The following is a 25963-nucleotide window of genomic DNA, read 5'->3' as shown; positions in this document are numbered from 1 at the left end:
CCGCAGGCTCTTCAAAGATTGTTCAAGACGGCTTGCCGACTGACCTGCGGATTTGAGTGACAAACCCATGCCAAAACGTACAGACATAAAAAGCATCCTGATTCTCGGCGCTGGCCCGATCGTTATCGGCCAGGCCTGCGAATTCGACTACTCCGGCGCACAGGCCTGTAAGGCACTGCGTGAAGAGGGTTACCGCGTCATCCTGGTGAACTCCAACCCGGCCACCATCATGACCGACCCGGCCATGGCCGACGCGACCTACATCGAGCCGATCAAATGGCAGACCGTTGCCAAGATCATCGAAAAAGAGCGTCCGGACGCGCTGTTGCCGACCATGGGCGGCCAGACCGCGCTGAACTGCGCTCTGGACCTGGAGCGCGAAGGCGTTCTGGAGAAATTCGGTGTAGAGATGATCGGCGCAAACGCCGACACCATCGACAAGGCTGAAGACCGTTCGCGTTTCGACAAGGCCATGAAGTCCATCGGCCTGGCGTGCCCGCGTTCCGGCATCGCCCACAGCATGGAAGAAGCCAACGCGGTCCTCGAGACCTTGGGTTTCCCATGCATCATCCGCCCGTCCTTCACCATGGGCGGCACCGGCGGCGGTATCGCGTACAACCGTGAAGAGTTCGAGGAAATCTGCGCCCGTGGTCTGGATCTGTCGCCGACCAAAGAGCTGCTGATCGACGAATCCCTGATCGGCTGGAAAGAATATGAAATGGAAGTTGTCCGCGACAAAAAGGACAACTGCATCATTGTCTGCTCCATCGAAAACTTTGACCCGATGGGCGTGCACACTGGTGACTCGATCACCGTGGCGCCAGCACAGACCCTGACCGACAAGGAATACCAGATCCTGCGTAACGCCTCCCTGGCGGTATTGCGCGAGATCGGCGTGGAGACCGGTGGCTCCAACGTACAGTTCGGCATCTGCCCGGACACCGGCCGCATGGTCGTTATCGAGATGAACCCGCGTGTGTCGCGTTCGTCGGCCCTGGCTTCGAAAGCCACCGGCTTCCCGATCGCCAAGGTCGCGGCCAAGCTGGCCGTGGGTTACACGTTGGACGAACTGTCGAACGACATCACCGGCGGCAAGACTCCGGCGTCCTTCGAGCCGTCCATCGACTACGTAGTGACCAAGCTGCCACGCTTCGCCTTCGAGAAATTCGCCAAGGCTGACGCGCGCCTGACCACCCAGATGAAGTCGGTGGGTGAAGTGATGGCCATCGGCCGTACCTTCCAGGAATCCCTGCAGAAAGCCCTGCGCGGCCTGGAAGTCGGTGTGTGTGGTCTGGACGAGAAGCTCGACCTGAGCAACCCGGAAAGTATGAGCATCCTCAAGCGCGAGCTGACTGTGCCGGGTGCCGAACGTATCTGGTACGTCGCTGATGCCTTCCGCGCCGGCATGACCGTCGAAGACATCTTCGGCATGAACATGATCGATCCTTGGTTCCTCGTGCAGATCGAAGACCTGATCAAGGAAGAAGAGAAGGTCAAGACCCTGGGTCTGGCCAGCATCGACCGTGACATGATGTTCCGCCTCAAGCGCAAAGGTTTCTCCGATCAGCGCCTGGCCAAGCTGTTGGGTGTAACCGAGAAGAACCTGCGCACGCACCGTCACAAGCTGGACATCTTCCCGGTCTATAAGCGTGTTGATACCTGCGCGGCTGAGTTCTCCACCGACACCGCCTACCTGTATTCCACCTACGAGGAGGAGTGCGAGGCCGCACCGTCGGGTCGCGACAAGATCATGATTCTGGGCGGCGGTCCAAACCGTATCGGCCAGGGTATCGAGTTCGACTATTGCTGCGTACACGCCGCGCTCGCTCTGCGCGAAGACGGGTACGAGACCATCATGGTCAACTGCAACCCGGAAACTGTTTCGACCGACTACGACACCTCCGATCGCTTGTACTTCGAACCTGTGACCCTGGAAGACGTGCTGGAAATCGTGCGTGTCGAGAAGCCAAAAGGCGTGATCGTACAGTACGGAGGCCAAACGCCGCTGAAACTGGCGCGGGCCCTCGAAGCGGCCGGCGTGCCGATCATTGGCACCAGCCCGGATGCCATCGACCGTGCAGAAGACCGCGAGCGTTTCCAGCAAATGGTTGAGCGCCTGAACCTGCGCCAGCCGCCAAATGCTACTGTGCGCAGCGAAGACGAAGCCATCCGCGCAGCCAGCAAAATTGGCTACCCGCTGGTGGTGCGCCCGTCCTACGTGCTGGGCGGGCGGGCGATGGAAATCGTCTACGAAGAAGAAGAACTCAAACGTTACCTGCGTGATGCGGTGAAAGTGTCCAACGACAGCCCGGTGCTGCTGGACCACTTCCTCAACTGCGCGATCGAAATGGACGTTGACGCTGTTTGCGACGGTACCGATGTGGTGATTGGCGCGATCATGCAGCACATCGAACAGGCAGGTGTTCACTCCGGTGACTCAGCGTGCTCGCTGCCGCCGTACTCGCTGCCACTGCACATCCAGGACGAGATGCGCGAACAGGTCAAGAAAATGGCCCTGGAGCTGGGCGTTGTCGGCCTGATGAACGTCCAGTTGGCGCTGCAAGGCGAAGACATCTACGTCATTGAAGTCAACCCGCGTGCGTCGCGTACCGTGCCATTCGTTTCCAAGTGCATCGGCGTGTCCCTGGCTATGATCGCCGCGCGCGTGATGGCCGGTAAGACCCTGAAGGAAATCGGCTTCACCAAAGAAATCATCCCTAACTTCTACAGTGTGAAAGAGGCGGTGTTCCCATTCGCCAAATTCCCTGGTGTGGACCCGATCCTGGGCCCAGAGATGAAGTCCACCGGTGAAGTGATGGGCGTGGGCGATACCTTCGGTGAGGCGTTCGCCAAGGCCCAGATGGGTGCCAGTGAAGTGTTGCCGACCGGTGGTACTGCGTTCATCAGCGTGCGTGATGATGACAAGCCGCTGGTTGCAGGCGTTGCCCGTGATCTGATCAACTTGGGCTTCGAAATCGTGGCCACTGCCGGAACTGCCAAGCTGATCGAAGCGGCTGGTCTGAAAGTGCGTCGCGTGAACAAGGTGACGGAAGGCCGTCCGCACGTGGTCGATATGATCAAGAATGACGAAGTCACCTTGATCATCAACACCACTGAAGGTCGCCAGTCGATCGCGGACTCCTATTCCATTCGTCGTAATGCCTTGCAGCACAAGATCTACTGCACCACCACCATTGCTGCAGGCGAAGCTATCTGTGAAGCGCTCAAGTTCGGTCCGGAAAAGACCGTGCGTCGCTTGCAGGATCTACACGCAGGATTGAAGGCATGACCAAATACCCAATGACCGTCCAGGGCTTTAAAGCCCTGGAAGAGGAGCACGCCCATCTGACCAAGGTCGTACGTCCAAAGCTTAGCCAGGACATCGGTACGGCCCGCGAGCTGGGTGACCTCAAGGAAAACGCCGAATACCACGCTGCTCGTGAGCAGCAGGGCATGGTCGAAGCGCGGATCCGTGATATCGAAGGCCGCCTGCAGAATTCGGTGGTGATCGATGTGACGACCATTGCGAAGACCGGCAAAGTGATTTTCGGTACGACTGTGGAGATCGCCAACGTTGAAACTGACGAAAGCGTGGTCTACCACATCGTTGGTGAAGACGAGGCTGACTTCAAACTCGGCAAGATCTCTGTCGGCTCACCGCTCGCTCGCGCCTTGATTGCCAAGGAAGAGGGTGATGTGGTGGCGGTGAAAACCCCCGGCGGCGTGATTGAGTACGAGATTGTTGAAGTTCGCCACGTCTGAAAGGCGGCGCCCGCTTCGTGCGGGCGCCATGCTTTGGCAGCTCTCCCAGATGCTGTGGGTGGGTGGCTTGTGGTTGCTGCATATTGGTGTTCTGCCGGCGCTCGGCCTGATTGGCCTGGCGCCGTTACTGATCGATGAGATTGATGGATTACTGAGTGCGTTGCTGGTGGGGTTTGCGGCGGCGTGCGTGACGATCCAGGCATTGGTGCTGGTCAAGGCTGAGGGCTTGGGGAGTTTGTGGCGGGATATTCGCGGCCAACTGCTGTTGATGGCGCTGTATGCATGCGCAATGTTTTGCGTGGTGCATGTCTGGCTGCCGGAAGCGTTGCGCTGGCAGTTATTCAGCTATCTTGTTCTGGGGTTTTCCGGCCTGGTGCTGGTTATACAGCCGGCGCCTGGATGGAGTGGCGGGGCGCGCGAAGCACGCCCGTAACCCTTGTATTACTTGAAGCGATGTACGTTCGACAGTTGCTTGTTGACGCTGAAGTTCTTGCGATACAGCAGCGCCATCTTGCCGATGACCTGAACCAGGTCCGCTTTGCCGACCTTGCACAGTTCTGCGATGGCGGCCAAACGCGCTTCGCGGTCAAGGATGTTGACCTTGATCTTGATCAGTTCGTGATCGCCCAGTGCGCGTTCAAGTTCGGCTAACACACCTTCAGTCAAACCGTTGTCTGCCACAATCAGAACTGGTTTCAGATGGTGGCCAATGGATTTGTACTGTTTCTTCTGCTCTTGAGTGAGCGGCATAATCTGACCCCTGCGTCTGATCTTGTAAAAAGCGGCGGCCAGTTTACCCGAGCGAGTCCGGGACCGCCCAGTTAATCACGACCCGTTTTATTTTCGAGGTGGCCCGTGGCCCGTTCCAAAACTAGCCTTAAGTGGCTGCAAGAGCATTTCAACGACCCTTACGTCAAAAAGGCGCAAAAGGATGGGTACCGTTCCCGGGCCAGCTACAAGCTGCTGGAGATCCAGGACAAGGACAAGTTGATTCGCCCTGGCATGAGCGTTATTGATCTTGGCGCGGCCCCCGGTGGCTGGTCCCAGGTGACCAGTCGTCTGATTGGTGGGCAAGGTCGGTTGATCGCATCCGACATCCTTGAGATGGACAGCATCCCCGATGTGACCTTTGTGCACGGCGATTTCACTCAGGACTCCGTATTGGCCGAGATCCTGGAGGCCGTGGGAAATTCGCAGGTAGACCTTGTGATTTCCGACATGGCCCCCAATATGAGTGGATTACCGGCTGTTGATATGCCGCGAGCCATGTTCCTTTGTGAGTTGGCGCTGGATCTGGCGGGCCGTGTATTGCGTCCGGGTGGTGATTTTCTGGTCAAGGTCTTCCAAGGGGAAGGTTTTGACGAGTATCACAAGAACATCCGCAAGCTGTTCGACAAGGTACAGACACGCAAGCCGGACTCTTCGCGCGACAGGTCGCGCGAGCAATACCTGCTGTGTCGGGGCTTCCGCGGCGTTGAAGGTGCGGCGAGCGAAGAGCGGTTTTGAGGAATTCGAGGAAGGCGATAGGTTTTTTTATATCGCTTTCGTCATGAAGCTTTACGAATATTGTGTAGTCAAAGTTTCACAAAGGGTTACAGACGGCGCCTGCCAGAGTTGTAGGAATGTAGTAAGTTAGGCCGGTGAATATCATGCGAAGCGCGCGCCAGTAGCGGAGCTTGCTTCAGAGGGTAGTTAATTGAACGATATGGCAAAGAATCTGATCCTGTGGTTGATCATCGCGGCTGTCCTGGTGACGGTGATGAACAACTTCTCCAGCCCTAACGAGCCGCAGACCCTCAACTATTCCGACTTTATCCAACAAGTTAAGGATGGCAAGGTTGAGCGCGTGACGGTCGATGGTGCTGTCATCACCGGCAAGCGCAGCGATGGCGATGGTTTCAAGACCATCCGCCCGAATATTCCCGACAATGGCCTGATCGGCGACCTGGTGGACAACCATGTGGTCATCGAGGGTAAGCAGCCTGAGCAGCAGAGCATCTGGACTCAGTTGCTGGTTGCCAGCTTCCCGATCCTGGTGATTATCGCCGTGTTCATGTTCTTCATGCGCCAGATGCAAGGTGGGGCGGGAGGCAAGGGCGGTCCGATGAGCTTCGGCAAGAGCAAGGCACGCCTGCTCTCGGAAGATCAGGTGAAGACGACCCTGGCTGATGTTGCCGGTTGCGACGAAGCCAAGGAAGAAGTCGGGGAGCTGGTTGAGTTCCTGCGCGATCCAGGCAAGTTCCAGCGTCTGGGTGGCCGGATTCCTCGTGGTGTTCTGATGGTTGGCCCTCCAGGTACGGGTAAAACCCTGCTGGCCAAGGCGATTGCTGGCGAAGCCAAGGTACCTTTCTTCACCATTTCCGGTTCCGACTTCGTCGAAATGTTCGTCGGCGTAGGCGCCAGCCGTGTTCGCGACATGTTCGAACAGGCCAAAAAGCACGCTCCCTGCATTATCTTTATCGATGAAATCGACGCCGTTGGCCGCCATCGTGGTGCTGGCATGGGCGGTGGTCATGATGAGCGTGAGCAGACCCTCAACCAGTTGCTGGTGGAGATGGACGGTTTCGAGATGAACGATGGCATCATCGTGATCGCAGCGACCAACCGTCCAGACGTGTTGGATCCTGCACTGTTGCGTCCAGGCCGTTTCGACCGTCAGGTTGTGGTTGGTTTGCCGGACATTCGTGGTCGTGAGCAGATCCTCAAAGTGCACATGCGTAAAGTGCCAATGGGAGACGACGTGGCCCCGGCGGTGATTGCCCGCGGTACGCCAGGGTTCTCCGGTGCCGATTTGGCCAACCTGGTGAACGAGGCGTCGTTGTTTGCGGCCCGTACCGGCAAGCGCATCGTTGAAATGAAAGAATTCGAGCTGGCCAAAGACAAGATCATGATGGGCGCTGAGCGCAAATCCATGGTCATGTCTGAAAAAGAGAAGCAGAACACGGCTTATCACGAAGCGGGCCATGCCATTGTTGGTCGCGTTGTCCCCGAGCACGACCCGGTCTACAAAGTGTCGATTATTCCTCGTGGTCGGGCGTTGGGTGTCACGATGTTCCTGCCTGAAGAAGACCGTTACAGTCTTTCCAAGCGTGCCCTCATCAGTCAGATCTGCTCGCTGTATGGCGGCCGGATCGCTGAAGAGATGACCTTGGGCTTCGATGGAGTGACCACGGGTGCCTCCAACGACATCATGCGTGCCAGTCAGATTGCACGGAATATGGTGACCAAGTGGGGCTTGTCGGAAAAGCTCGGTCCGCTGATGTATGCCGAGGAAGAAGGCGAAGTGTTCCTGGGGCGTGGTGGTGGCGGTCAAAGCGCCAGCTTCTCCGGTGAGACGGCCAAGTTGATCGACTCTGAGGTACGTAGCATCATTGACCAGTGCTACGGCACGGCCAAGCAGATCCTCACCGATAATCGCGACAAGCTGGATGCGATGGCTGATGCGCTGATGAAGTACGAGACCATTGATGCCGATCAGATTGACGACATCATGGCGGGCCGCGAACCTCGTGAGCCTCGCGATTGGGAAGGCGGTTCGGGCACATCTGGCACCCCGCCAGTCGTTCATAACGAGCGCCCTGAAACCCCGATCGGCGGCCCGGCTGCTGACCACTAAGGTTTGAAATGACTTCTGCGTTGTCCTCCACCCGGTTGCCTTGCGGCAATCGGGTTCTTGATTTGGCCCATACGCATGTCATGGGCATTCTTAACGTCACCCCTGACTCTTTTTCCGATGGCGGCCGCTTCAGTCAGCTTGATGCAGCATTGCGTCATGCCGAAGCCATGGTTGTGGCCGGCGCGACGTTGATTGACGTCGGTGGCGAGTCCACTCGGCCTGGGGCTCGCGTGGTTTCTCCTTTGGAGGAGCTTGAGCGTGTCGCGCCTATCGTCGAGCGTATCGCGCGTGAGCTGGATGTGATCATTTCGGTGGATACATCCACACCAGCCGTCATGCGCGAAACAGCGCGTCTAGGGGCGGGGCTGATCAATGATGTGCGCTCCCTTCGCCGCGATGGCGCGCTTGATGCTGCGGCGGCAACCGGTTTGCCGGTGTGTTTGATGCATATGCTGGGAGAGCCCGGCAATATGCAGGACAATCCGCATTACGATGATCTCGTGGGTGAAGTGAGTGGCTTTCTTTCAGAGCGAGTCGCGCAATGTGCTGGCGTCGGCATCGCGTCCGAGAAGATCATCCTCGATCCCGGGTTTGGTTTCGCCAAGACCTTGCAGCACAATTTAAGCCTGTTCAAGCATATGGAGGCATTGCATGCCCTCGGTCGGCCTCTCTTGGTCGGCGTTTCGCGCAAGAGCATGATAGGTCTGGCATTGAATCGTCCGGTGGGTGAGCGGCTTTACGGCGGTCTTGCGCTGGCCGCGCTTGCGGTCACCAAGGGAGCGCGTATCTTGCGTGTGCATGATGTTGCCGAGACCGTGGATGTGGTGCGTATGCTTGCCGCAGTAGAATCAGCCGAATAAGAATGATGGAGCACTTATGACTAAAAAATACTTTGGTACCGACGGTATTCGTGGTCGGGTCGGCGAATTTCCGATTACTCCAGATTTCATGCTCAAACTGGGGTGGGCGGCAGGCATGGCGTTCCGCAGTATGGGCGCTTGCCGCATCCTGGTGGGCAAGGACACCCGAATCTCTGGGTACATGTTTGAGTCCGCACTTGAGGCCGGGCTGTCCGCTGCGGGTGCGGATGTGATGTTGCTGGGGCCAATGCCTACGCCTGCGATCGCTTATCTGACGCGTACCTTCCACGCTGAAGCCGGTATCGTGATCAGTGCTTCGCACAACCCCCATGATGACAATGGCATCAAATTCTTCTCGGGTCAGGGCACCAAGCTCCCGGACGAAATCGAGCTGATGATTGAAGAGCTGTTGGATGCGCCGATGACGGTGGTTGAGTCCAGCAAGCTGGGCAAGGTATCGCGGATTAATGACGCGTCCGGCCGCTATATCGAATTTTGCAAAAGCAGCGTACCCACCAGCACTAATTTCGCCGGCCTGAAGATCGTTGTCGACTGCGCCCATGGCGCGACCTACAAGGTTGCTCCGAGCGTCTTCAAGGAGTTGGGTGCGGACGTGACGGTTCTTTCGGCTCAGCCTAATGGGCTGAACATTAACGACAACTGCGGTTCCACTCATATGGAGCAATTGCAGGCAGCTGTCCTCGCTGAGCATGCCGACCTGGGCATTGCGTTTGATGGAGATGGTGACCGTGTATTGATGGTGGATCACACGGGTGCGGTGGTGGATGGTGATGACCTGTTGTTTATCATTGCTCGCGACCTGCACGAGCGTAACAAGCTGCAGGGCGGTGTCGTCGGTACATTGATGAGCAATCTGGGGCTTGAGTTGGCGCTGGCGGATCTGGGCATTCCGTTTGTCCGTGCCAATGTCGGTGACCGTTATGTCATTGCCGAGCTGCTTGAGCGTAACTGGCAGATAGGTGGTGAGAACTCGGGGCATGTTGTGTGCTTCCAGCACACCACCACGGGGGATGCGATCATTGCTGCGTTGCAGGTGCTGCTTGCGTTGCGCCGTCGTGAGGAGAGTTTGGCCCAGGCGCGTCAGGCGCTGCGCAAATGCCCGCAAGTCTTGCTTAACGTGCGCTTCTCCGGCGCAGAGAACCCTATTGAGCACCCAGCTATCAAAGAGGCGTGCGAGCGTGTAACCCTGGCAATGGCGGGGCGTGGACGCGTATTGCTGCGCAAGTCCGGCACAGAGCCTCTGGTGCGCGTTATGGTCGAAGGGGACGACGAAATGCAGGTTCGCGGCCACGCCGAAGACCTGGCAAAACTAGTAACTGAAGTTTGCGCCTGAATTCGGCTTGCCAGTGATGATGTGGTTGGGTAACATCTGCGCCCACTTTGACCGACGAGGTACAGCATGCGTCGCACTATGGTAGCTGGTAACTGGAAGATGCACGGTACCCGCGCCAGTGTCGCTGAGCTGATCAATGGCCTTCGTCACCTGGCCTTGCCTGGCGGTGTTGATATCGCGGTTTTCCCGCCTTGCTTGCATATCACCCAAGTGGTTGATGGCTTGAAAGGTAAGTCGATCCAGGTCGGCGCGCAGAATTCTGCGGTGGAAGCCATGCAAGGTGCGCTGACCGGTGAGATTGCTCCCAGTCAGTTGGTTGATGCGGGTTGTTCCTATGTGCTTGTCGGGCACTCCGAGCGTCGTCAGATGATGGGCGAGCGTGATGGGACACTCAATCGCAAGTTCGCGGCAGCGCAGGCTTGTGGTTTGACTCCGGTGTTGTGCATAGGGGAGACCCTTGAGCAGCGTGAGTCTGGCAAAACTCTTGAAGTTGTCTCGCGTCAGCTGGGCAGCATCATCGAGGAGCTGGGTGTTGGTGCGTTTGCAAAGGCAGTAATTGCTTACGAGCCGGTCTGGGCCATTGGTACCGGGCTGACTGCTACACCGCAACAGGCGCAGGATGTGCACGCAGCCATCCGGGCGCAGTTGGCGGCAGAGAATTCTGAGGTCGCACAAGGTGTGCGGCTTCTATACGGCGGCAGCGTGAAGGCGGCCAATGCGGTCGAACTGTTCGGCATGCCGGATATCGATGGGGGGCTCATTGGTGGAGCTTCCCTGAATGCAGATGAGTTCGGTGCGATTTGTCGCGCCGCGGGAAACTGAAAAAATGCTGGAAACAGTCGTAGTCGTTTTTCATCTGTTGGCTGCCTTGGGCGTAGTTGCCCTGGTTTTGTTGCAACAGGGTAAAGGTGCGGATGCTGGTGCGTCTTTCGGTGCAGGTGCTTCAAATACTGTGTTCGGAAGCCAAGGTTCCTCTACCTTTCTTAGTAAGTTTACTGCTATACTTGCCGCCGGTTTCTTCATAACCAGCTTGGGGTTAGGTTACTTTGCTAAAGAGAAAGCTCATGCGCTGACTCAAGTAGGTTTGCCAAACCCAGCAGTGTTGGAAGTGCCAAAAGCAAAGCCGGCTTCTGATGATGTCCCGGTGCTTCAAGAGCAAAAGTCGGCTACTCCAGCGACTGACGTACCTCCAGCTCAAGAGCAGAAGTAAGAAGGGTTTTAAACGCTGTATTGCCGAGGTGGTGGAATTGGTAGACACGCAACCTTGAGGTGGTTGTGCCCATAGGGTGTAGGGGTTCGAGTCCCCTTCTCGGTACCAATTATCAGGAGAGCCCGCTGTTGCGGGCTTTCTTGTAGGTGGAAGGTTACATTGACCCTGTAAGGGATCGGTCGTATACTTCCGCCCCAGCTTTGTCGCGGGGTGGAGCAGTCTGGTAGCTCGTCGGGCTCATAACCCGAAGGTCGTCGGTTCAAATCCGGCCCCCGCAACCAGTTTTAGCGGAGCCCCTTTTAAGGGGCTTTTTGTTAGCTGGACACTTTCAACGCCGCTGTTCGACGGCGTTTCAAGGATGGGCGTTTCGCCCATTTTTTTATTTTGCACAGCATGCACATACATGCACGAGGGGGTTCAGGTGTCGAGCAAGCTAGAAGAGTTGCAGGCCTTGCTGGCCCCGGTGGTCGTGGCCCTAGGCTATGAATGCTGGGGTATTGAGTTTTCGGCTCAAGGTCGCCACTCAATGTTGCGCGTTTATATCGATAAAGAGGGCGGCGTGCTGGTGGACGATTGTGCCATTGTCAGCCGTCAGATCAGCGGTGTGTTGGATGTTGAAGATCCGATTTCCGTTGAATACACCCTCGAAGTTTCCTCGCCAGGCATGGAACGCCCACTGTTCACTATTGATCAGTTTGCAAAATTTGCCGGTGAACAAGTGAAGATCAAGCTGCGATCGCCTTTTGAAGGGCGACGCAACTTTCAGGGCCTTCTGCGCGGTGTAGAAGAGCAGGATGTCGTGGTGCAGGTAGAAGACCATGAATTTCTGTTGCCGATCGATATGATCGACAAGGCCAACATTATTCCCAGTTTTGACTGAGACGCGGATCCCGCGGATCCAATGGCTTGCGAAAGGCGAGGCGTACGATGAGCAAAGAAGTACTGCTGGTTGTTGAGTCGGTATCCAATGAAAAGGGCGTACCGGCAAACGTGATTTTTGAAGCGCTGGAGCTGGCCCTGGCCACCGCTACCAAAAAGCGTTTTGAAGACGAAGTTGATCTGCGTGTGGAAATCAACCGCCACACCGGTGCCTATGAGACTTTCCGTCGCTGGACGGTCGTCGAAGAAGCCGATCTTGATGATCCGGCCATCGAAACCTGGCCAAGCAAGGTTGCCGAAACGCACCCTGGCGCCAAGGTCGGTGATGTTGTCGAAGAAAAGATCGAGTCGATCGAATTCGGCCGTATTGCTGCACAGACCGCTAAACAGGTGATCGTGCAGAAGGTTCGCGAAGCTGAGCGCGCTCAAGTCGTTGACGCCTATCGCGAACGCCTGGGTGAAATCATCTCCGGCACCGTGAAAAAAGTGACGCGCGACAACGTGATCGTGGACCTGGGTAACAACGCCGAGGCGTTGCTGGCCCGCGAAGACATCATCTCTCGCGAAACCTTCCGTGTCGGCGTGCGTCTGCGTGCGCTGCTCAAGGAAATCCGCACCGAGAACCGTGGCCCTCAGTTGATCCTGTCGCGTACTGCGCCGGAAATGCTGATCGAACTGTTCCGTATTGAAGTGCCGGAAATTGCTGAAGGCCTGATCGAAGTGATGGCTGCGTCCCGTGACCCGGGTTCGCGTGCCAAGATCGCGGTTCGCTCCAAAGATAAACGCATCGACCCGCAAGGCGCGTGCATTGGTATGCGCGGTTCGCGTGTCCAGGCAGTTTCGGGCGAGTTGGGCGGTGAGCGTGTGGACATCGTCCTGTGGGACGATAACCCGGCGCAGTTCGTGATCAACGCCATGTCGCCAGCTGAAGTGGCGGCAATTATCGTTGACGAAGATGCCCATGCAATGGACATCGCCGTTGGCGCAGACAATCTGGCTCAGGCCATCGGTCGTGGTGGTCAGAACGTGCGTCTGGCCAGCCAACTGACCGGTTGGACCCTGAACGTGATGACCGAATCGGACATCCAGGCTAAGCAGCAAGCTGAAACCGGTGACATCCTGCGCAACTTTATCGAAGAGTTGGAAGTCGATGAAGACCTGGCACAGGTACTGGTAGATGAAGGCTTCACCAGCCTGGAAGAGATTGCCTACGTACCGTTGGAAGAAATGCTCAACATCGACGGCTTTGACGAAGACACCGTCAACGAGCTTCGCGCTCGGGCCAAGGATCGTTTGTTGACTAAAGCCATCGCTACTGAGGAAAAGCTGGCAGACGCCCATCCGGCCGAAGACCTGCTCTCGCTTGAGGGTATGGACAAGGATTTGGCGATGGAACTGGCGGTGCGCGGCGTAATTACCCGCGAAGACCTGGCCGAGCAGTCTATTGACGATCTGCTCGACATCGACGGCATTGACGATGATCGTGCCGGCAAGTTGATCATGGCCGCCCGAGCCCATTGGTTCGAGTAATTAGGCGCGGCCTGAGGAGAGAAATGCATGACGCAAGTCACGGTGAAACAACTGGCCGATGAGGTCAAAACACCGGTAGAGCGCCTGTTGCAGCAGATGCGTGAGGCAGGTCTGCCGCACACCGCCGCCGATGAAGGTGTGAGCGATAGTGAGAAGCAGTCTTTGCTGACTCACTTGAAGAGCAGCCACAAGGCGAAAGTGGAAGAACCGCGCAAGATTACATTGCAGCGCAAAACCACCAGCACCCTGCGTGTTGCTGGTAGCAAAAGCATCAGCGTTGAAGTGCGCAAGAAGAAAGTCTTCGTGCAGCGCAGCCCGGAAGAAATCGAAGCCGAGCGCAAACGCGATCTGGAAGAGCGTCGCGCAGTAGAAAATGCTGCTCGTCAGAAGGCTGAAGAAGAAGCCAAGCGTCGCGCCGAAGAAGAAGCGCGTAGCCAGCCTGCTGCTGCGCAACCTGCTTCCACCGAAGCAGTCGCCACGCCTAGCGCTCCTGTAGAAGCTGTGCGTGAGGCCGCTCCGGTTGCCGCGGCACCTGCTGCCGATGCCCGCAAGCGCGAAGAGCCGCGTCGTCCGGATAAGCCACGCGCCGACGATAACAATCGTCGTGGCGGCGGCGGCGATGGCGAGCGCAAAAACGCTCCACATCGTGCTTCGGTCAAAGAGAAGGCGCCTGCGCCGCGCGTTGCTCCACGTACTACCGACGAAGAAAGCGATGGTTTCCGTCGTGGTGGTCGCGGCAAGGCCAAGCTGAAGAAGCGCAACGCTCACGGTTTCCAGAGCCCAACCGGCCCTGTCGTGCGTGATGTCCAGATCGGCGAGACCATCACTGTTGGCGACCTCGCCAATCAGATGTCGGTCAAGGCTGCTGAAATCATCAAGTTCATGTTCAAACTGGGTACTCCAGCGACCATCAACCAAGTGCTTGATCAGGAAACTGCTCAGCTCGTGGCTGAAGAGTTGGGCCACAAAGTGACCCTGGTCAGCGACACGGCCCTGGAAGACTCCCTGGCCGAGTCCCTGAAGTTTGAAGGTGAGACGTTCTCCCGTGCGCCAGTTGTGACCGTAATGGGTCACGTTGACCATGGTAAGACATCGCTGCTCGACTACATCCGTCGTGCCAAGGTAGCTGCTGGCGAAGCCGGTGGTATCACCCAGCACATCGGTGCTTACCACGTTGAAACCGAGCGCGGCATGGTCACCTTCCTCGACACCCCGGGTCACGCCGCGTTTACCGCAATGCGTGCCCGTGGCGCCAAGGCGACTGACATTGTGATCCTGGTAGTGGCAGCGGACGACGGCGTAATGCCGCAGACCATTGAAGCTGTCCAGCATGCCAAGGCTGCGGGTGTTCCACTGGTGGTTGCAGTGAACAAGATCGACAAGCCGGGCGCCGATCTGGATCGCATTCGTAGCGAGCTGTCGGTTCACGGCGTGACTTCCGAAGAGTGGGGCGGTGATACGCCGTTCGTTTCGGTTTCGGCGAAAGTCGGTACTGGTGTAGACGAACTGCTCGAAGCGGTCCTGCTGCAAGCAGAAGTACTTGAGCTCAAGGCAACCCCATCGGCGCCAGGTCGTGGTGTGGTGGTTGAATCGCGCCTCGACAAGGGTCGTGGTCCGGTTGCAACCGTACTGGTTCAAGACGGTACCCTGCGCCAAGGCGACATGGTGCTGGTCGGTTCGAACTATGGCCGCGTACGTGCCATGCTCGACGAGAACGGCAAGCCGATCAAGGAAGCCGGTCCTTCCATCCCTGTCGAGATTCTCGGCCTGGATGGTACCCCGGACGCTGGCGACGAGATGAGCGTAGTTGCAGACGAGAAGAAAGCCCGTGAAGTGGCTCTGTTCCGTCAAGGCAAGTTCCGCGAAGTCAAACTGGCTCGCGCTCACGCCGGCAAGCTGGAAAACATCTTTGAGAACATGGGTCAGGCAGAGAAGAAGACGCTCAACATCGTCCTCAAATCTGACGTCCGTGGTTCTCTCGAAGCGTTGAACGGCGCCTTGAACGGCCTGGGTAACGACGAAGTGCAAGTGCGTGTCGTGGGTGGCGGTGTCGGTGGTATCACCGAGTCCGACGCCAACCTGGCACTGGCTTCCAACGCTGTACTGTTCGGTTTCAACGTGCGTGCCGATGCTGGCGCTCGCAAGATCGTCGAGCAGGAAGGCCTGGACATGCGTTACTACAACGTCATCTACGACATCATCGAAGACGTCAAGAAAGCCCTCACCGGCATGCTTGGCAGCGACGTTCGGGAGAATATCCTGGGTGTTGCCGAGGTGCGTGACGTGTTCCGTTCGCCGAAATTCGGCGCGATCGCCGGTTGCATGGTTATCGAAGGTGTTGTGCACCGTAACCGTCCAATCCGTGTGCTGCGTGAAGACATCGTTATCTTTGAAGGCGAGCTGGAATCCCTGCGCCGCTTCAAGGATGACGCTTCCGAAGTGCGTGCCGGCATGGAATGCGGTATCGGCGTCAAGAGCTACAACGACGTCAAAGCTGGCGACAAGATCGAAGTCTACGAGAAGGTCCAGGTTGCTCGCAGCCTCTGACTCGCGCACTTCAGGAGCCGCGCAGCGCGCGGGCATGCACATGCCCCGCGCCGTGTCAGGACTCTAAACGCAACGCCCGGTCTGGCTTTTGTCAGGCCGGGCGTTTGCCGCTTTCAGACCCCACGGGTTTCACCGTGTGGCAGTAACAGGTAACAAGACATGGCAAAAGAATACAGCCGTACCCAGCGTATCGGCGATCAGATGCAGCGTGAGCTGGCCCAACTGATCCGTCGCGAAGTCAAAGACCCACGCGTTGGCCTGGTCACCATCACCGCCGTTGAAGTAAGTCGTGACGTGGGTCACGCCAAGATCTTCATCACCGTGATGGGCCAGGACAGCAGCGAAGAAATCGCGCAAAGCATCAAGGTGCTCAACTCGGCCGCAGGTTTCCTGCGCATGCAGTTGGCCCGTGAAATGAAACTGCGCAGCGTTCCGCAGTTGCACTTCCATTACGACGAAAGCGTTGTTCGTGGTGCGCACCTGTCGGCACTGATCGAGCGCGCCGTGGCTGAAGACAGCCAGCACCCTTCCACACCTGAAGACGCCAAGGAGTAAGCGGTGGCTCAGGTCAAACGTATCCGTCGCAACGTCAGCGGCATCATTCTGCTCGACAAACCCATTGGTTTTACCTCCAATGCCGCGTTGCAGAAGGTTCGCTGGCTGCTCAATGCCGAGAAAGCCGGGCACACCGGCAGCCTCGACCCCCTGGCCACTGGTGTACTGCCATTGTGCTTTGGCGAGGCCACCAAGTTCTCGCAATACCTGCTCGATTCCGACAAGGGTTACGAAACCCTGATGCAACTGGGCAAAACCACCACCACGGCGGACGCCGAAGGTGATGTTTTGCAGGTTCGCGACGTGACCGTTGGTCGCGCTGATATCGAAGCGGCTTTACCCGCTTTTCGTGGGCAAATCAGTCAGATACCGCCGATGTACTCGGCGCTCAAGCGTGATGGACAGCCTCTTTACAAGCTGGCTCGTGCGGGCGAAGTGGTGGAGCGTGAACCGCGTTCTGTTACTATTGCCCGGCTCGAATTGCTCGCCTGTGAAGGCGACACTGCCCGATTGGCAGTGGACTGCAGCAAAGGCACCTATATCCGGACCCTGGTGGAAGATATCGGTGAGCAACTGGGCTGTGGCGCATACGTCGCTGAATTGCGACGTACCCAGGCCGGACCTTTCACCTTGGCCCAAACGGTCACGCTGGAAGAGTTGGAGGCGGTACATGCCGAAGGCGGCAACGAAGCGGTTGATCGCTTCCTGATGCCTTCGGACAGCGGTTTGCTGGATTGGCCATTGCTGCACTTCTCGGAGCACAGCGCGTTCTACTGGCTCAACGGCCAGCCGGTACGTGCCCCGGATGCCCCGAAGTTCGGCATGGTGCGAGTACAAGATCACAACGGTCGCTTTATCGGTATCGGTGAAGTGAGCGAAGACGGGCGCATCGCGCCACGTCGACTGATTCGGTCAGAATGACCGAACGAGTGTGGCTGTTAACAGGCATGGTCAACACTCATTTTTAGATACAGGGATTTGTCCCTGGCCTGTTGAGACCGCCCCTTGGGTGGTCTCCTGAAAGAAGGATTGCCTCATGGCTCTCGACGTTCAAGAAAAAGCACAAATCGTAGCTGACTATCAGCAAGCTGTTGGTGACACTGGTTCGCCAGAAGTGCAAGTTGCACTGCTGACCCACAACATCAACAAGCTGCAAGGTCACTTCAAGGCCAACGGTAAAGACCACCACTCCCGTCGTGGTCTGATCCGCATGGTAAACCAGCGTCGTAAGCTGCTGGACTACCTGAAAGGCAAGGATCTGGGTCGTTATCAGGCTCTGATCGGTCGCCTGGGTCTGCGTCGCTAATAAGCGATTGCGCTAGAGGTTGGTTGTCTGCCGTGTGTCATCGGGATTCCCGCTGGCGCATGGTAGGCTCCCAGCCTCAAGTTTTATCTGGCTATACGTTTTACCCTGGACGAAGGTCGGGCCGACTCCCGACATTGCCCAAGAATTTCGCAAGAAGACAAGTTCCCCAAGAGCCACAAAGAAGGTAGGACACCGTGAACCCGGTTATCAAAAAATTCCAGTTCGGTCAGTCGACCGTTACCCTCGAGACAGGCCGTATTGCCCGTCAAGCCTCCGGCGCAGTGCTGGTTACCGTTGATGATGACGTCACCGTACTGGTGACCGTTGTTGGCGCCAAGACCGCTGATCCAAGCAAAGGCTTCTTCCCTCTTTCCGTTCACTACCAGGAAAAGACTTACGCTGCCGGTAAGATCCCTGGCGGTTTCTTCAAGCGCGAAGGCCGTCCTTCCGAGAAAGAAACCCTGACTTCCCGACTGATCGACCGTCCGATCCGTCCGCTGTTCCCAGAAGGCTTCATGAACGAAGTGCAGGTTGTCTGCACCGTCGTTTCCACCAGCAAGAAGACCGATCCGGACATCGCTGCGATGATCGGTACCTCGGCTGCCCTGGCGATCTCCGGCATTCCTTTCGATGGTCCGATCGGCGCTGCCCGCGTTGCATTCCACGAAAGCACCGGCTACCTGCTGAACCCGACTTACGAGCAACAGAAAGCCTCGAGCCTGGACATGGTCGTTGCCGGTACGTCCGAAGCCGTATTGATGGTTGAGTCGGAAGCCAAAGAGCTGACCGAAGACCAGATGCTGGGCGCTGTGCTGTTTGCTCACGACGAGTTCCAGGTTGTGATCAACGCGGTCAAAGAACTGGCTGCCGAAGCCGCCAAACCTACCTGGACCTGGGCTGCTGCCCCGGAAGCCACCGAACTGTTGGGCGCTATCCGCTCCGAGTTCGGCGCTGCCATCTCCGACGCTTACACCATCACCGTCAAGGCCGACCGTTACGCTCGCCTGGGTGAGTTGAAGGACCAGGTCGTGGCCAAGTTGTCCGGCGAAGAAGGCCAGCCTTCCGCCAGCGACGTTAAGGCGGCCTTTGGTGAAATCGAATACCGCACCGTTCGCGAAAACATCGTTAACGGCAAGCCACGTATCGACGGTCGCGACACGCGCACCGTGCGCCCGCTGAACATCGAAGTTGGTGTTCTGCCCAAGACTCACGGTTCGGCGCTGTTCACCCGTGGTGAAACTCAGGCTCTGGTAGTCGCGACCCTGGGTACTGCCCGTGACGCGCAACTGCTGGACACCCTGGAAGGCGAGAAAAAAGACCCGTTCATGCTGCACTACAACTTCCCTCCGTTCTCGGTGGGCGAATGTGGTCGTATGGGGGGCGCGGGTCGTCGCGAAATCGGTCACGGCCGTCTGGCGCGTCGTTCGGTTCAGGCCATGCTGCCTGCTGCTGACGTGTTCCCGTACACCATCCGTGTGGTATCGGAAATCACCGAATCCAACGGCTCCAGCTCCATGGCCTCCGTGTGTGGCGCTTCCCTGGCACTGATGGACGCCGGTGTGCCGATGAAGGCACCGGTTGCCGGTATCGCCATGGGCCTGGTTAAAGAAGGCGAGAAGTTCGCCATCCTGACCGACATCCTGGGTGACGAAGACCACTTGGGCGACATGGACTTCAAGGTAGCCGGTACCGCCAAAGGTGTTACCGCGCTGCAGATGGACATCAAGATCAAAGGCATCACCGAAGAAATCATGGAAATCGCTCTGGGCCAAGCCCTGGAAGCGCGCCTGAACATCCTCGGCCAGATGAACCAGATCATTGGTCAGTCCCGCACCGAACTGTCGGAAAATGCTCCGACCATGATCGCGATGAAAATCGACACCGACAAAATCCGTGATGTTATCGGTAAAGGCGGCGCGACCATTCGTGCGATCTGTGAAGAGACCAAGGCGTCGATCGACATCGAAGACGACGGTTCGATCAAGATCTTCGGCGAAACCAAGGAAGCGGCTGAAGCAGCGCGTCAGCGCGTTCTGGGTATCACCGCTGAGGCCGAGATCGGCAAGATCTACGTCGGTAAGGTTGAGCGCATCGTCGACTTCGGCGCGTTCGTCAACATCCTCCCAGGCAAAGACGGTCTGGTTCACATCTCCATGCTGAGCGATGCTCGCGTTGAGAAAGTGACCGACATTCTGAAAGAAGGTCAGGAAGTTGAAGTGCTGGTACTGGACGTGGACAACCGCGGCCGTATCAAGCTGTCCATCAAGGACGTAGCAGCAGCCAAGGCTTCGGGCGTTTAATTACCCCCAGGCTTTACGCTGAAAAAAGGACTCTTCGGAGTCCTTTTTTTATGTGCGCGGGAAAATCTCGAGAAATCAGGCGCTTAGTAAAACGCAAAAGCCGCAAGTTGCATGCAGATCCACGTGTCTTCGTGCAACTTGCACGATTCCGAGGATTTGGATAATTCATAACTCATTGTTTTTTAAGGATTTAATGCGTAACAATGACTTGGCACACTGCCTGCAATACCCCTGTTAACGCTGCAGCATCAAGGTTCACACACTGCAGACTTTTAATAAAACAGGAGTTACTCGTATGAAGAAGTTCGCTCTCGCTACTGCAACCGCTACCGCTCTGACCCTGGCCATGGCTAACGCAGCCTTCGCTCAGACCTCCCAGGCACCTATGACGCTGGCGGCCGGCGAAGTGACCAAGGCCAAGGAATCCACTTCGGATACCTGGATCACCACCAAAGTGAAAGCTGATCTGCTGACCGAAAAAGGCATTCCAGGTTCGGACATCAAGGTTGAGACCAACAAAGGTGTGGTTTCCCTATCGTCGACAGTCGCTATCTCCGACGCGCAAAAAGAAACTGCCGTAGCGATCACCAAGCGTATCAAAGGCGTGACTGCGGTATCGGCTGACGGCTTGATGGCTGGCGGTGCTACCAAAGCTGATGGCATCGACAAAACCAAAGGCGCAGCTCATGACGCTAAGGAAACCACCAGCGACACTTGGATCACTACCAAAGTAAAAGCTGACTTGGTGACTGAGAAAGGCATTCCTGGTACCGACATCAAAGTTGAAACCAACAAGGGTGTTGTCTCCCTGTCGTCTTCGACTGCTGTAACCGAATCGCAAAAAGCCACGGCTGTAGCGATCACCAAGAAGATCAAAGGCGTTAAAGCTGTATCGGCCGATGGCCTGAAAGCAGAGTAACGTTTGATAATTCGTCTGAACTAGACGGCGGCGGCGCGTGAGTTAGATATCCACTCAATGCACCTCTAAGGTTCATGCGACCGACCACACGGATGTGGTCATTACAGGCCCCGGCACTTGTGTCGGGGCCTGTTCTATTCTGGGTCGCTTATTCGGCGTCCAAGTGCATCGGCGTGACCACTCGGCCATCCTTCTCAGCCTGGCCCAGGTTCGCATCGATGAAGTACACCCGGTCATCTTCCAGCTGGCCCTTGTCCACCAGATAATCCTTGATGGTGCTGGCACGGTCCTGGCCGAGTTGGCGCAGCAGCACGTCGCTATTGCTCCAGAAATTGATCACACCTTCACGCAGCTTGGCGCTGCGCTCATCACGACTCAGGTCCTTCCATTCTGCCGGTGGCTGTTGTTTCACGCGGATACGGTAGATGCCTTCGAGCAGGGGGGCTTTTTCGCTCTCAGGAACTGCCAGCAAGGACGCCTGGGCCGGAACCTTGTCCCCACGCCGCTGCAGGATCTTGTAGTAGTTGTACTGGTATTCCCGCTCCAGGCGTTGGGCCGCCAGGAGTGGGCCGTCGCTGCTGGCGGCCGCGGTGCCCTCAATCTCCAGGCGCAGGGCAGGGCGTTCTTTCAACGCCTTGGCCAGCGTGTTCAGCGCGCCCTCGGCGTCTTTATTCAGTTCACTGGAGCCGGCGGCGAAAGACACATTGCCCAGGTCTTCCGCGCCGCCCCCGGTGACCAGCCCGCCAATAAACTTGAAGGGCGCGCTGGCTGCACGCACCACTAGGTTACGCAGGGTTTGCCAAACAATCGGCATCACGCTGAATTGCGGGTTGTTGAGGTCGCCGGTTACCGGCAGTTCAATGGAGATCTTTCCGTCGGTGTCCTTGAGCAGGGCGATTGCCAGGCGAATCGGCAGATCCACGGCGTCGGCGCTGTCGACCTTGTCACCCAGCTGCAACTGCTCGACGACGACTTTGTTTTCGGCCTTTAGCTGGCCCTTTGTGATCACGTAGTGCAGGTCCAGGTTGAGGCGCCCCTTGCGGATACGGAAGCCGGCGAACTTCCCTGAGTAAGGCGTCAGGGTGGTCAGTTCGACACGTTTGAAGCTGGTGGCGATATCCAATGCCGCCATTGGGTCAAACGGATTCACGCTGCCCTTGATCGTCACCGGTGCGTAACGATCCACCTTGCCCTTGATATCGACGCTGGCCGGTTTGGCCTGGCGGCTGTCAATGGTTCCGATCTGGCCATTGAGCTGTTGGATCGCGGTGGCAAAGTTGGGCGTCAGGCTGAAGTCGGCAAAGTTGGCCGAGCCATCGTTGATAGCGACCTGCCCAATGCGAATGCCCAGCGGTTTGTCTTTGCTTGTGGTGGTTTTGGCCGGCGATTTGGCGCCACCGTCGGCCGGTTGCGGGATCAGCAGGTCGTCCACGTTGGTGGTGCGGTCATCGTTGATCATGAAGCGCGCATAGGGTTGCAACAGGTTGACCTTGTCGATCGACAGGCTGTCCCCATGCTGATAATTCAGGCCTTCGATGACCAGACGTTGCCACTTAAGGAAGTCGCGGGTCTTGAGCGTGTCGAGGGTGTGCAACTGGTCAACCTGCGCGCGGCCGGTGATCTGCAATGCCAAGGGCTCGGTGCTTTTCAGGTTTACGTCCAGATCGCTGCCCAGCATGCCGCTGCGCAGTTCCAGGCGGATAAACGGGCTGATATAGGACTGGGCCACGCGCAGGTCGATGTCTTTGGTATTGACCTTCAACTTGGCGCTGACCGGGTTGAGGTTGACCACGCCGGCGGCCTGGAGCTTGCCTTGCTTACCCAGGCCGCTGTTGACCTTGAGGGTAAAGGGGCTGCCGTTAAGGCTGTCGAAGTTTTGCACATCGACGTTCAATGGTCCCAGTTCCAGGGCGACCGCCGGTTTGGCCTGGCGGTCTGCCAGGTGTACTTGGTAGTTACGCAGTTGCACATCTTTGAGCAGTACCTGCCAAGGCTTGCTTGGGGCCGCCGGTGCAGGCTTGGGCGAGTCGGCCGTGGCCGGGGCGTTTGCCGGCTCGGGTGCCTTGGCCGGTTTGCTCGGTTGGCTGGCGAACAATTTCTGCCAGTCCAATTGGCCATCGGTTTCGCGTGCGGCCCAGGTTTCGAGCTTGTTGCTGCGTATCTTGCCGACGACCACCTGCTGCTTGGCCAGGTCCACGGTGGTCTCGCTGACGTCCAGGCGTTCAAGACGTACCAGCGGCCTGCCATCCGGTGCCTTGAGCGCAAAGGGCGCGATGCTTGCGGCCGTGTTGGTCAGCTTCAGTTCGGTCTCTTTGGCCAGGCTGAAGGTGTACTCGGTGTTGAAGTTGAGCACACCGTCTTCGAGTACCAAGGGCAATGCGTCGCGCACGTAGGGCCACCAGGCCTTCATCTTGCCGCCAGTGACTTTCAGCGTGCCTTGGGACGTGATCGGCACCAGGCTGAAGTTACCTTTCCAGTCGATCTGCCCGCCGTCGGGGCCGGCCGCGACGAGGGTCATGTCGGCATTGTCTTCAGGCAGGGTGCTGAGGTTTTTCAGCTCGAAATCGAGCTTGTCGTAGAGAAATTCGATTGGTTCGCTGGGGCGCAGGTCTTCGAAGTGCACATAGCCGCCCGCCAACTTGATGCTGTCGATACGCAAAGGGAACGGCTTGGCGTCGGGGTCGGCAGGGGTGGGTTCGCTGGGTGGCAATTTGAACAGCTGCGCCAGGTTCAATTTGCCGGACTTGTCGAACAGCAGTTCGGTCTTGGGCTTGTCGAGTTGCACATCGGCCAGGTGCAGTGCGCGGGTCCACAGGCTGTCGAGCTGCAGGTTGGCATACAGCCGCTCGAACGCCACCTGTTCTTTGCCGGGTTCGCCGATTTTCAGCCCCCACAGTGTCAGTTCCAGGCTGAACGGGTTGAGCTCGATACGCTCGATGCGTGCAGGCGTTGTGGCGTAATTGGCCAACTGTTGGTTGGCAACGCGAAGGGCGATGCCGGGCAGAATCAAAAAGCCCAGCAAGCTGTACAGAGCAACGGCAGTCAACAAGGCGCCAGTGGCGCGAATCAATCCTTTGGGCATGGGGCGGCGCCATCTATGTCAAACAGGAGTGCCTTGGAGTATGGCACGGGTTTTCGGTTCCGAAGAACCGGGCCTATGGGACGTGTCCTACAACTGGAGTATCAGAGTTTTAAGCGGCGGCTGCTGATCCCGGGAAGGAAAGTCCGCGCCCGGCGTCATGATTTGCCAGTCACGCACCGGTCGTCCGGCCTTTTCCGCGCAGCGCAGCACCTGTTCGCGCCAATCTTCCATGCTGATCTTTGCCAGGTTGTTGCAGCAGATCAGCACGCCATTGTCGGCGGTGGCGAGCAGGGCCGGCTTGAGCAGGCTCTGGTAGTCGCGCAGCAGGTCCACGGTGCCGAATGCGCTCTTGGCCCAGGCGGGAGGGTCGAGCAGCACCAGGTCATATTGGCGCTGTTCCAGGCGGGGATAGCTCGGCAGTTTCTGCCCGCGGCGCTGGGTGATCGGCAGGCCGGCCAATTGGCGGATCGCCGGAAAGTAATCCGATTGCACGAATTCCATAGTGGGCAAGTGCGGGTTGAGCTGGCCGTTCTCGCGCCCGACTGCCAGGTTGCCCTCGGCGAAGTCCAGGTTGCATACCTCGCGCGCGCCACCGGCGGCGGCGCTCAGGCCGACGCCGCAGGTGTAGGCGAACAGGTTCAGTACGCTCTTGCCGGCGCTGTGTGCCTTGACCCAGCCGCGGGTGTTGCGCAGATCGAGAAACAGCAACGGATCCTGCCCGGCATGGCGGCCGCGCACGCGGTAATTGAGCCCCCATTCGTGGCCGATCAGGTCTGCCAGCGCTGCCGCTTCGGCGCGGTACACCGTGTCATCACGATCGATGCGCGAGTTGCCCCGGGAGCGATCGTTGTACACCAACAGCAATTCCAGCCCCATGTACTGGTTGATCAGTTGATGCAGCTCCAGCAGCTCCGCAGTTTCCAAGCATTGATGGAAGCTTTGCACCAGCAGTTGCGGGCCGTAGCGGTCGATGGTCAAGCCACCGGCACCTTCCTGGCTGCCGTGGAACAGACGATAGCAATCGGTACCTTGGGCGTGCAGCTCGTTGATCAGGTCTTGGCGATGATCGAGGGCGGCGCGCAGCGCCTGATTCAAGGGAGACATGGAGCGCGCCTGGCTGTAAATGAGGGCGCGAAGTTTAACAGCTATGGCGCCGTGGCTACATCAACCCCATACGCCGGTGCGCGCGTTGTACCGAACCATTGCGCATTGCCCAGCGTAACAGCGGCGCGCTGCGCCTGACCCCGGCTCGGATCATCTGGCGCTGCAACGGGCTTTGGTGCTGATCGAGCATGGTGCTGGCCCAATCCGGCAGCAGGTCGATACCGGCCTGCATCATCAAGGCGCCGAACGGCTTGGCCAGGGTGCTGGGGGCGGGCGCATCGAGCAGCAGGCGCAGGACTTCGCGGCTGCGCTCGTCGCACAAGAGTTGTGGGCGGATGCGCGTCAGATAGTCAGAGATTTCCTGCCGTGAGCGCGGCACATTCCGCGCACCCAGGCGCTCCGCCACCAAGGCGATTTCGCTGTAGTAGCGGTCTTGGTCGAGACCCGAGAGGCTCGGGTTGCGATAGCGCAGGTGAGCGGCGAGAAAGTTGCTCACCTCGGCCACATGCACCCAGGTCAGCAGGTCCGGGTCGCTCGCTGCATAAGGCCGTCCATCCGGCGCATGGCCTACCACCTGCAGGTGAATGGTGCGCACTTTTTCGATCAGCCAGTCGGCGTCTTTGCGTGAGCCGAAGGTGGTGCCGGAAATGAACTGCGAAGTACGTCGCAAGCGCCCGAGCATGTCCTGGCGAAAGTTCGAATGGTCCCATACGCCGGCCAGGGCCAGCGGGTGCAAGGCTTGCAGCATCAGCGCGCTGATACCGCCGATGAGCATGCTGCTGAAGTCGCCATGGACTTGCCAACTGACCGAGTCCGGCCCGAACAGGCCGGGGTCGCCCTTGGGGTTTTCCAGGTCCAGTTGGCCCAGTGACAAGCCGGTGAGGCTCATCAACTGGGTTTCGATACGGCTGCGGATAAATTCCATGGCGACTCGGCGTT

Annotated in this window: 21 protein-coding genes and 2 tRNA genes; 19 read left to right on the top strand and 4 right to left on the bottom strand. The window is 57.9% G+C overall.

Annotation, left to right across the window (positions count from 1 at the left end; translation table 11 throughout):
• Nucleotides 1-67: 67 nt before the first annotated feature.
• Genes carB through KZX66_RS08430 form a run of 3 tightly spaced genes read left to right on the top strand, consistent with a single transcriptional unit; the run spans nt 68 to nt 4195 of the window.
• Nucleotides 68-3289 (top strand): carbamoyl-phosphate synthase large subunit, encoded by a 3222-nt coding sequence (carB, locus tag KZX66_RS08440; protein WP_248078276.1) that lies wholly within the window; start codon nt 68-70, stop codon nt 3287-3289.
• A complete protein-coding gene (greA, locus tag KZX66_RS08435; protein ID WP_122719987.1) occupies nt 3286-3762 on the top strand; it encodes a transcription elongation factor GreA in 477 nt (158 codons plus the stop codon). The genes carB and greA overlap by 4 nt, the downstream gene beginning before the upstream one ends.
• 28 nt (nt 3763-3790) lie before the next feature.
• On the top strand, nt 3791-4195 hold the full coding sequence (locus tag KZX66_RS08430; RefSeq protein WP_248078274.1) for an MFS transporter: 405 nt from the start codon (nt 3791-3793) through the stop codon (nt 4193-4195).
• 8 nt (nt 4196-4203) lie between these two features.
• Here the strand turns inward: KZX66_RS08430 and KZX66_RS08425 are convergent, their stop codons facing one another.
• The gene (locus KZX66_RS08425) at nt 4204-4512 is read right to left on the bottom strand and encodes a YhbY family RNA-binding protein (protein WP_017139256.1); all 309 of its coding nucleotides are present in this window, start codon (nt 4510-4512) and stop codon (nt 4204-4206) included.
• A gap of 105 nt (nt 4513-4617) precedes the next feature.
• On the opposite strand from KZX66_RS08425, the gene rlmE reads away from it, so the two are divergent.
• From rlmE to KZX66_RS08345, 16 genes are all read left to right on the top strand, one after another.
• Nucleotides 4618-5268 carry a 23S rRNA (uridine(2552)-2'-O)-methyltransferase RlmE gene (gene rlmE, locus KZX66_RS08420; RefSeq protein ID WP_003235041.1) on the top strand — a complete coding sequence of 217 codons (651 nt, stop codon included), beginning with the start codon at nt 4618-4620 and terminating at the stop codon, nt 5266-5268.
• Between the two features lie 199 nt (nt 5269-5467).
• A complete protein-coding gene (ftsH, locus tag KZX66_RS08415; protein WP_248078269.1) occupies nt 5468-7378 on the top strand; it encodes an ATP-dependent zinc metalloprotease FtsH in 1911 nt (636 codons plus the stop codon).
• A gap of 8 nt (nt 7379-7386) precedes the next feature.
• Nucleotides 7387-8238 (top strand): dihydropteroate synthase, encoded by an 852-nt coding sequence (gene folP, locus KZX66_RS08410; protein ID WP_248078266.1) that lies wholly within the window; start codon nt 7387-7389, stop codon nt 8236-8238.
• A gap of 16 nt (nt 8239-8254) precedes the next feature.
• Nucleotides 8255-9592, top strand: a complete 1338-nt coding sequence (glmM, locus tag KZX66_RS08405) for a phosphoglucosamine mutase (protein ID WP_248078262.1) — start codon at nt 8255-8257, stop codon at nt 9590-9592.
• Between the two features lie 66 nt (nt 9593-9658).
• Nucleotides 9659-10414 carry a triose-phosphate isomerase gene (gene tpiA / locus KZX66_RS08400; RefSeq protein WP_248078259.1) on the top strand — a complete coding sequence of 252 codons (756 nt, stop codon included), beginning with the start codon at nt 9659-9661 and terminating at the stop codon, nt 10412-10414.
• A 4-nt stretch (nt 10415-10418) separates the two neighbouring features.
• Nucleotides 10419-10802 (top strand): preprotein translocase subunit SecG, encoded by a 384-nt coding sequence (gene secG / locus KZX66_RS08395; RefSeq protein WP_248078257.1) that lies wholly within the window; start codon nt 10419-10421, stop codon nt 10800-10802.
• 22 nt (nt 10803-10824) lie between these two features.
• Nucleotides 10825-10910, top strand: a tRNA-Leu gene (locus KZX66_RS08390).
• Between the two features lie 96 nt (nt 10911-11006).
• Nucleotides 11007-11083 (top strand) — tRNA-Met (locus KZX66_RS08385).
• 140 nt (nt 11084-11223) lie between these two features.
• Nucleotides 11224-11682: a ribosome maturation factor RimP gene (gene rimP / locus KZX66_RS08380; protein WP_003235029.1), complete on the top strand. Its 459-nt coding sequence runs from the start codon at nt 11224-11226 to the stop codon at nt 11680-11682.
• Between the two features lie 47 nt (nt 11683-11729).
• A complete protein-coding gene (nusA, locus tag KZX66_RS08375; RefSeq protein WP_025857112.1) occupies nt 11730-13211 on the top strand; it encodes a transcription termination factor NusA in 1482 nt (493 codons plus the stop codon).
• A 27-nt stretch (nt 13212-13238) separates the two neighbouring features.
• Nucleotides 13239-15758 carry a translation initiation factor IF-2 gene (infB, locus tag KZX66_RS08370; protein WP_248078255.1) on the top strand — a complete coding sequence of 840 codons (2520 nt, stop codon included), beginning with the start codon at nt 13239-13241 and terminating at the stop codon, nt 15756-15758.
• A gap of 159 nt (nt 15759-15917) precedes the next feature.
• The gene (rbfA, locus tag KZX66_RS08365) at nt 15918-16313 is read left to right on the top strand and encodes a 30S ribosome-binding factor RbfA (protein WP_016973761.1); all 396 of its coding nucleotides are present in this window, start codon (nt 15918-15920) and stop codon (nt 16311-16313) included.
• 3 nt (nt 16314-16316) lie between these two features.
• Complete coding sequence (truB, locus tag KZX66_RS08360) at nt 16317-17234, top strand: tRNA pseudouridine(55) synthase TruB (RefSeq protein WP_003176136.1); 918 nt, start codon at nt 16317-16319, stop codon at nt 17232-17234.
• A 115-nt stretch (nt 17235-17349) separates the two neighbouring features.
• Nucleotides 17350-17619, top strand: coding sequence for a 30S ribosomal protein S15 (gene rpsO, locus KZX66_RS08355; protein ID WP_003176135.1), 270 nt, complete (start codon nt 17350-17352; stop codon nt 17617-17619).
• A 194-nt stretch (nt 17620-17813) separates the two neighbouring features.
• Nucleotides 17814-19919 (top strand): polyribonucleotide nucleotidyltransferase, encoded by a 2106-nt coding sequence (pnp, locus tag KZX66_RS08350; protein ID WP_034117854.1) that lies wholly within the window; start codon nt 17814-17816, stop codon nt 19917-19919.
• Nucleotides 19920-20214: 295 nt separating this feature from the next.
• Nucleotides 20215-20838 carry a BON domain-containing protein gene (locus tag KZX66_RS08345; RefSeq protein ID WP_248078254.1) on the top strand — a complete coding sequence of 208 codons (624 nt, stop codon included), beginning with the start codon at nt 20215-20217 and terminating at the stop codon, nt 20836-20838.
• 148 nt (nt 20839-20986) lie between these two features.
• Here the strand turns inward: KZX66_RS08345 and KZX66_RS08340 are convergent, their stop codons facing one another.
• The 3 genes from KZX66_RS08340 to KZX66_RS08330 form a co-directional block, all read right to left on the bottom strand.
• The gene (locus KZX66_RS08340) at nt 20987-23920 is read right to left on the bottom strand and encodes a DUF748 domain-containing protein (protein WP_248078253.1); all 2934 of its coding nucleotides are present in this window, start codon (nt 23918-23920) and stop codon (nt 20987-20989) included.
• Nucleotides 23921-24007: 87 nt separating this feature from the next.
• Nucleotides 24008-25024: a class I SAM-dependent methyltransferase gene (locus KZX66_RS08335; protein WP_248078252.1), complete on the bottom strand. Its 1017-nt coding sequence runs from the start codon at nt 25022-25024 to the stop codon at nt 24008-24010.
• A 55-nt stretch (nt 25025-25079) separates the two neighbouring features.
• Nucleotides 25080-25949: an oxygenase MpaB family protein gene (locus KZX66_RS08330; RefSeq protein ID WP_248078251.1), complete on the bottom strand. Its 870-nt coding sequence runs from the start codon at nt 25947-25949 to the stop codon at nt 25080-25082.
• Between the last annotated feature and the right edge of the window lie 14 nt (nt 25950-25963).

The organism is Pseudomonas sp. EYE_354, from assembly GCF_023148575.1.
Classification (GTDB): Bacteria; Pseudomonadota; Gammaproteobacteria; order Pseudomonadales; family Pseudomonadaceae; genus Aquipseudomonas.
The sequence above is the reverse complement of the archived record's forward strand: the minus strand, read 5'-3'. Positions and strand labels throughout refer to the sequence as shown.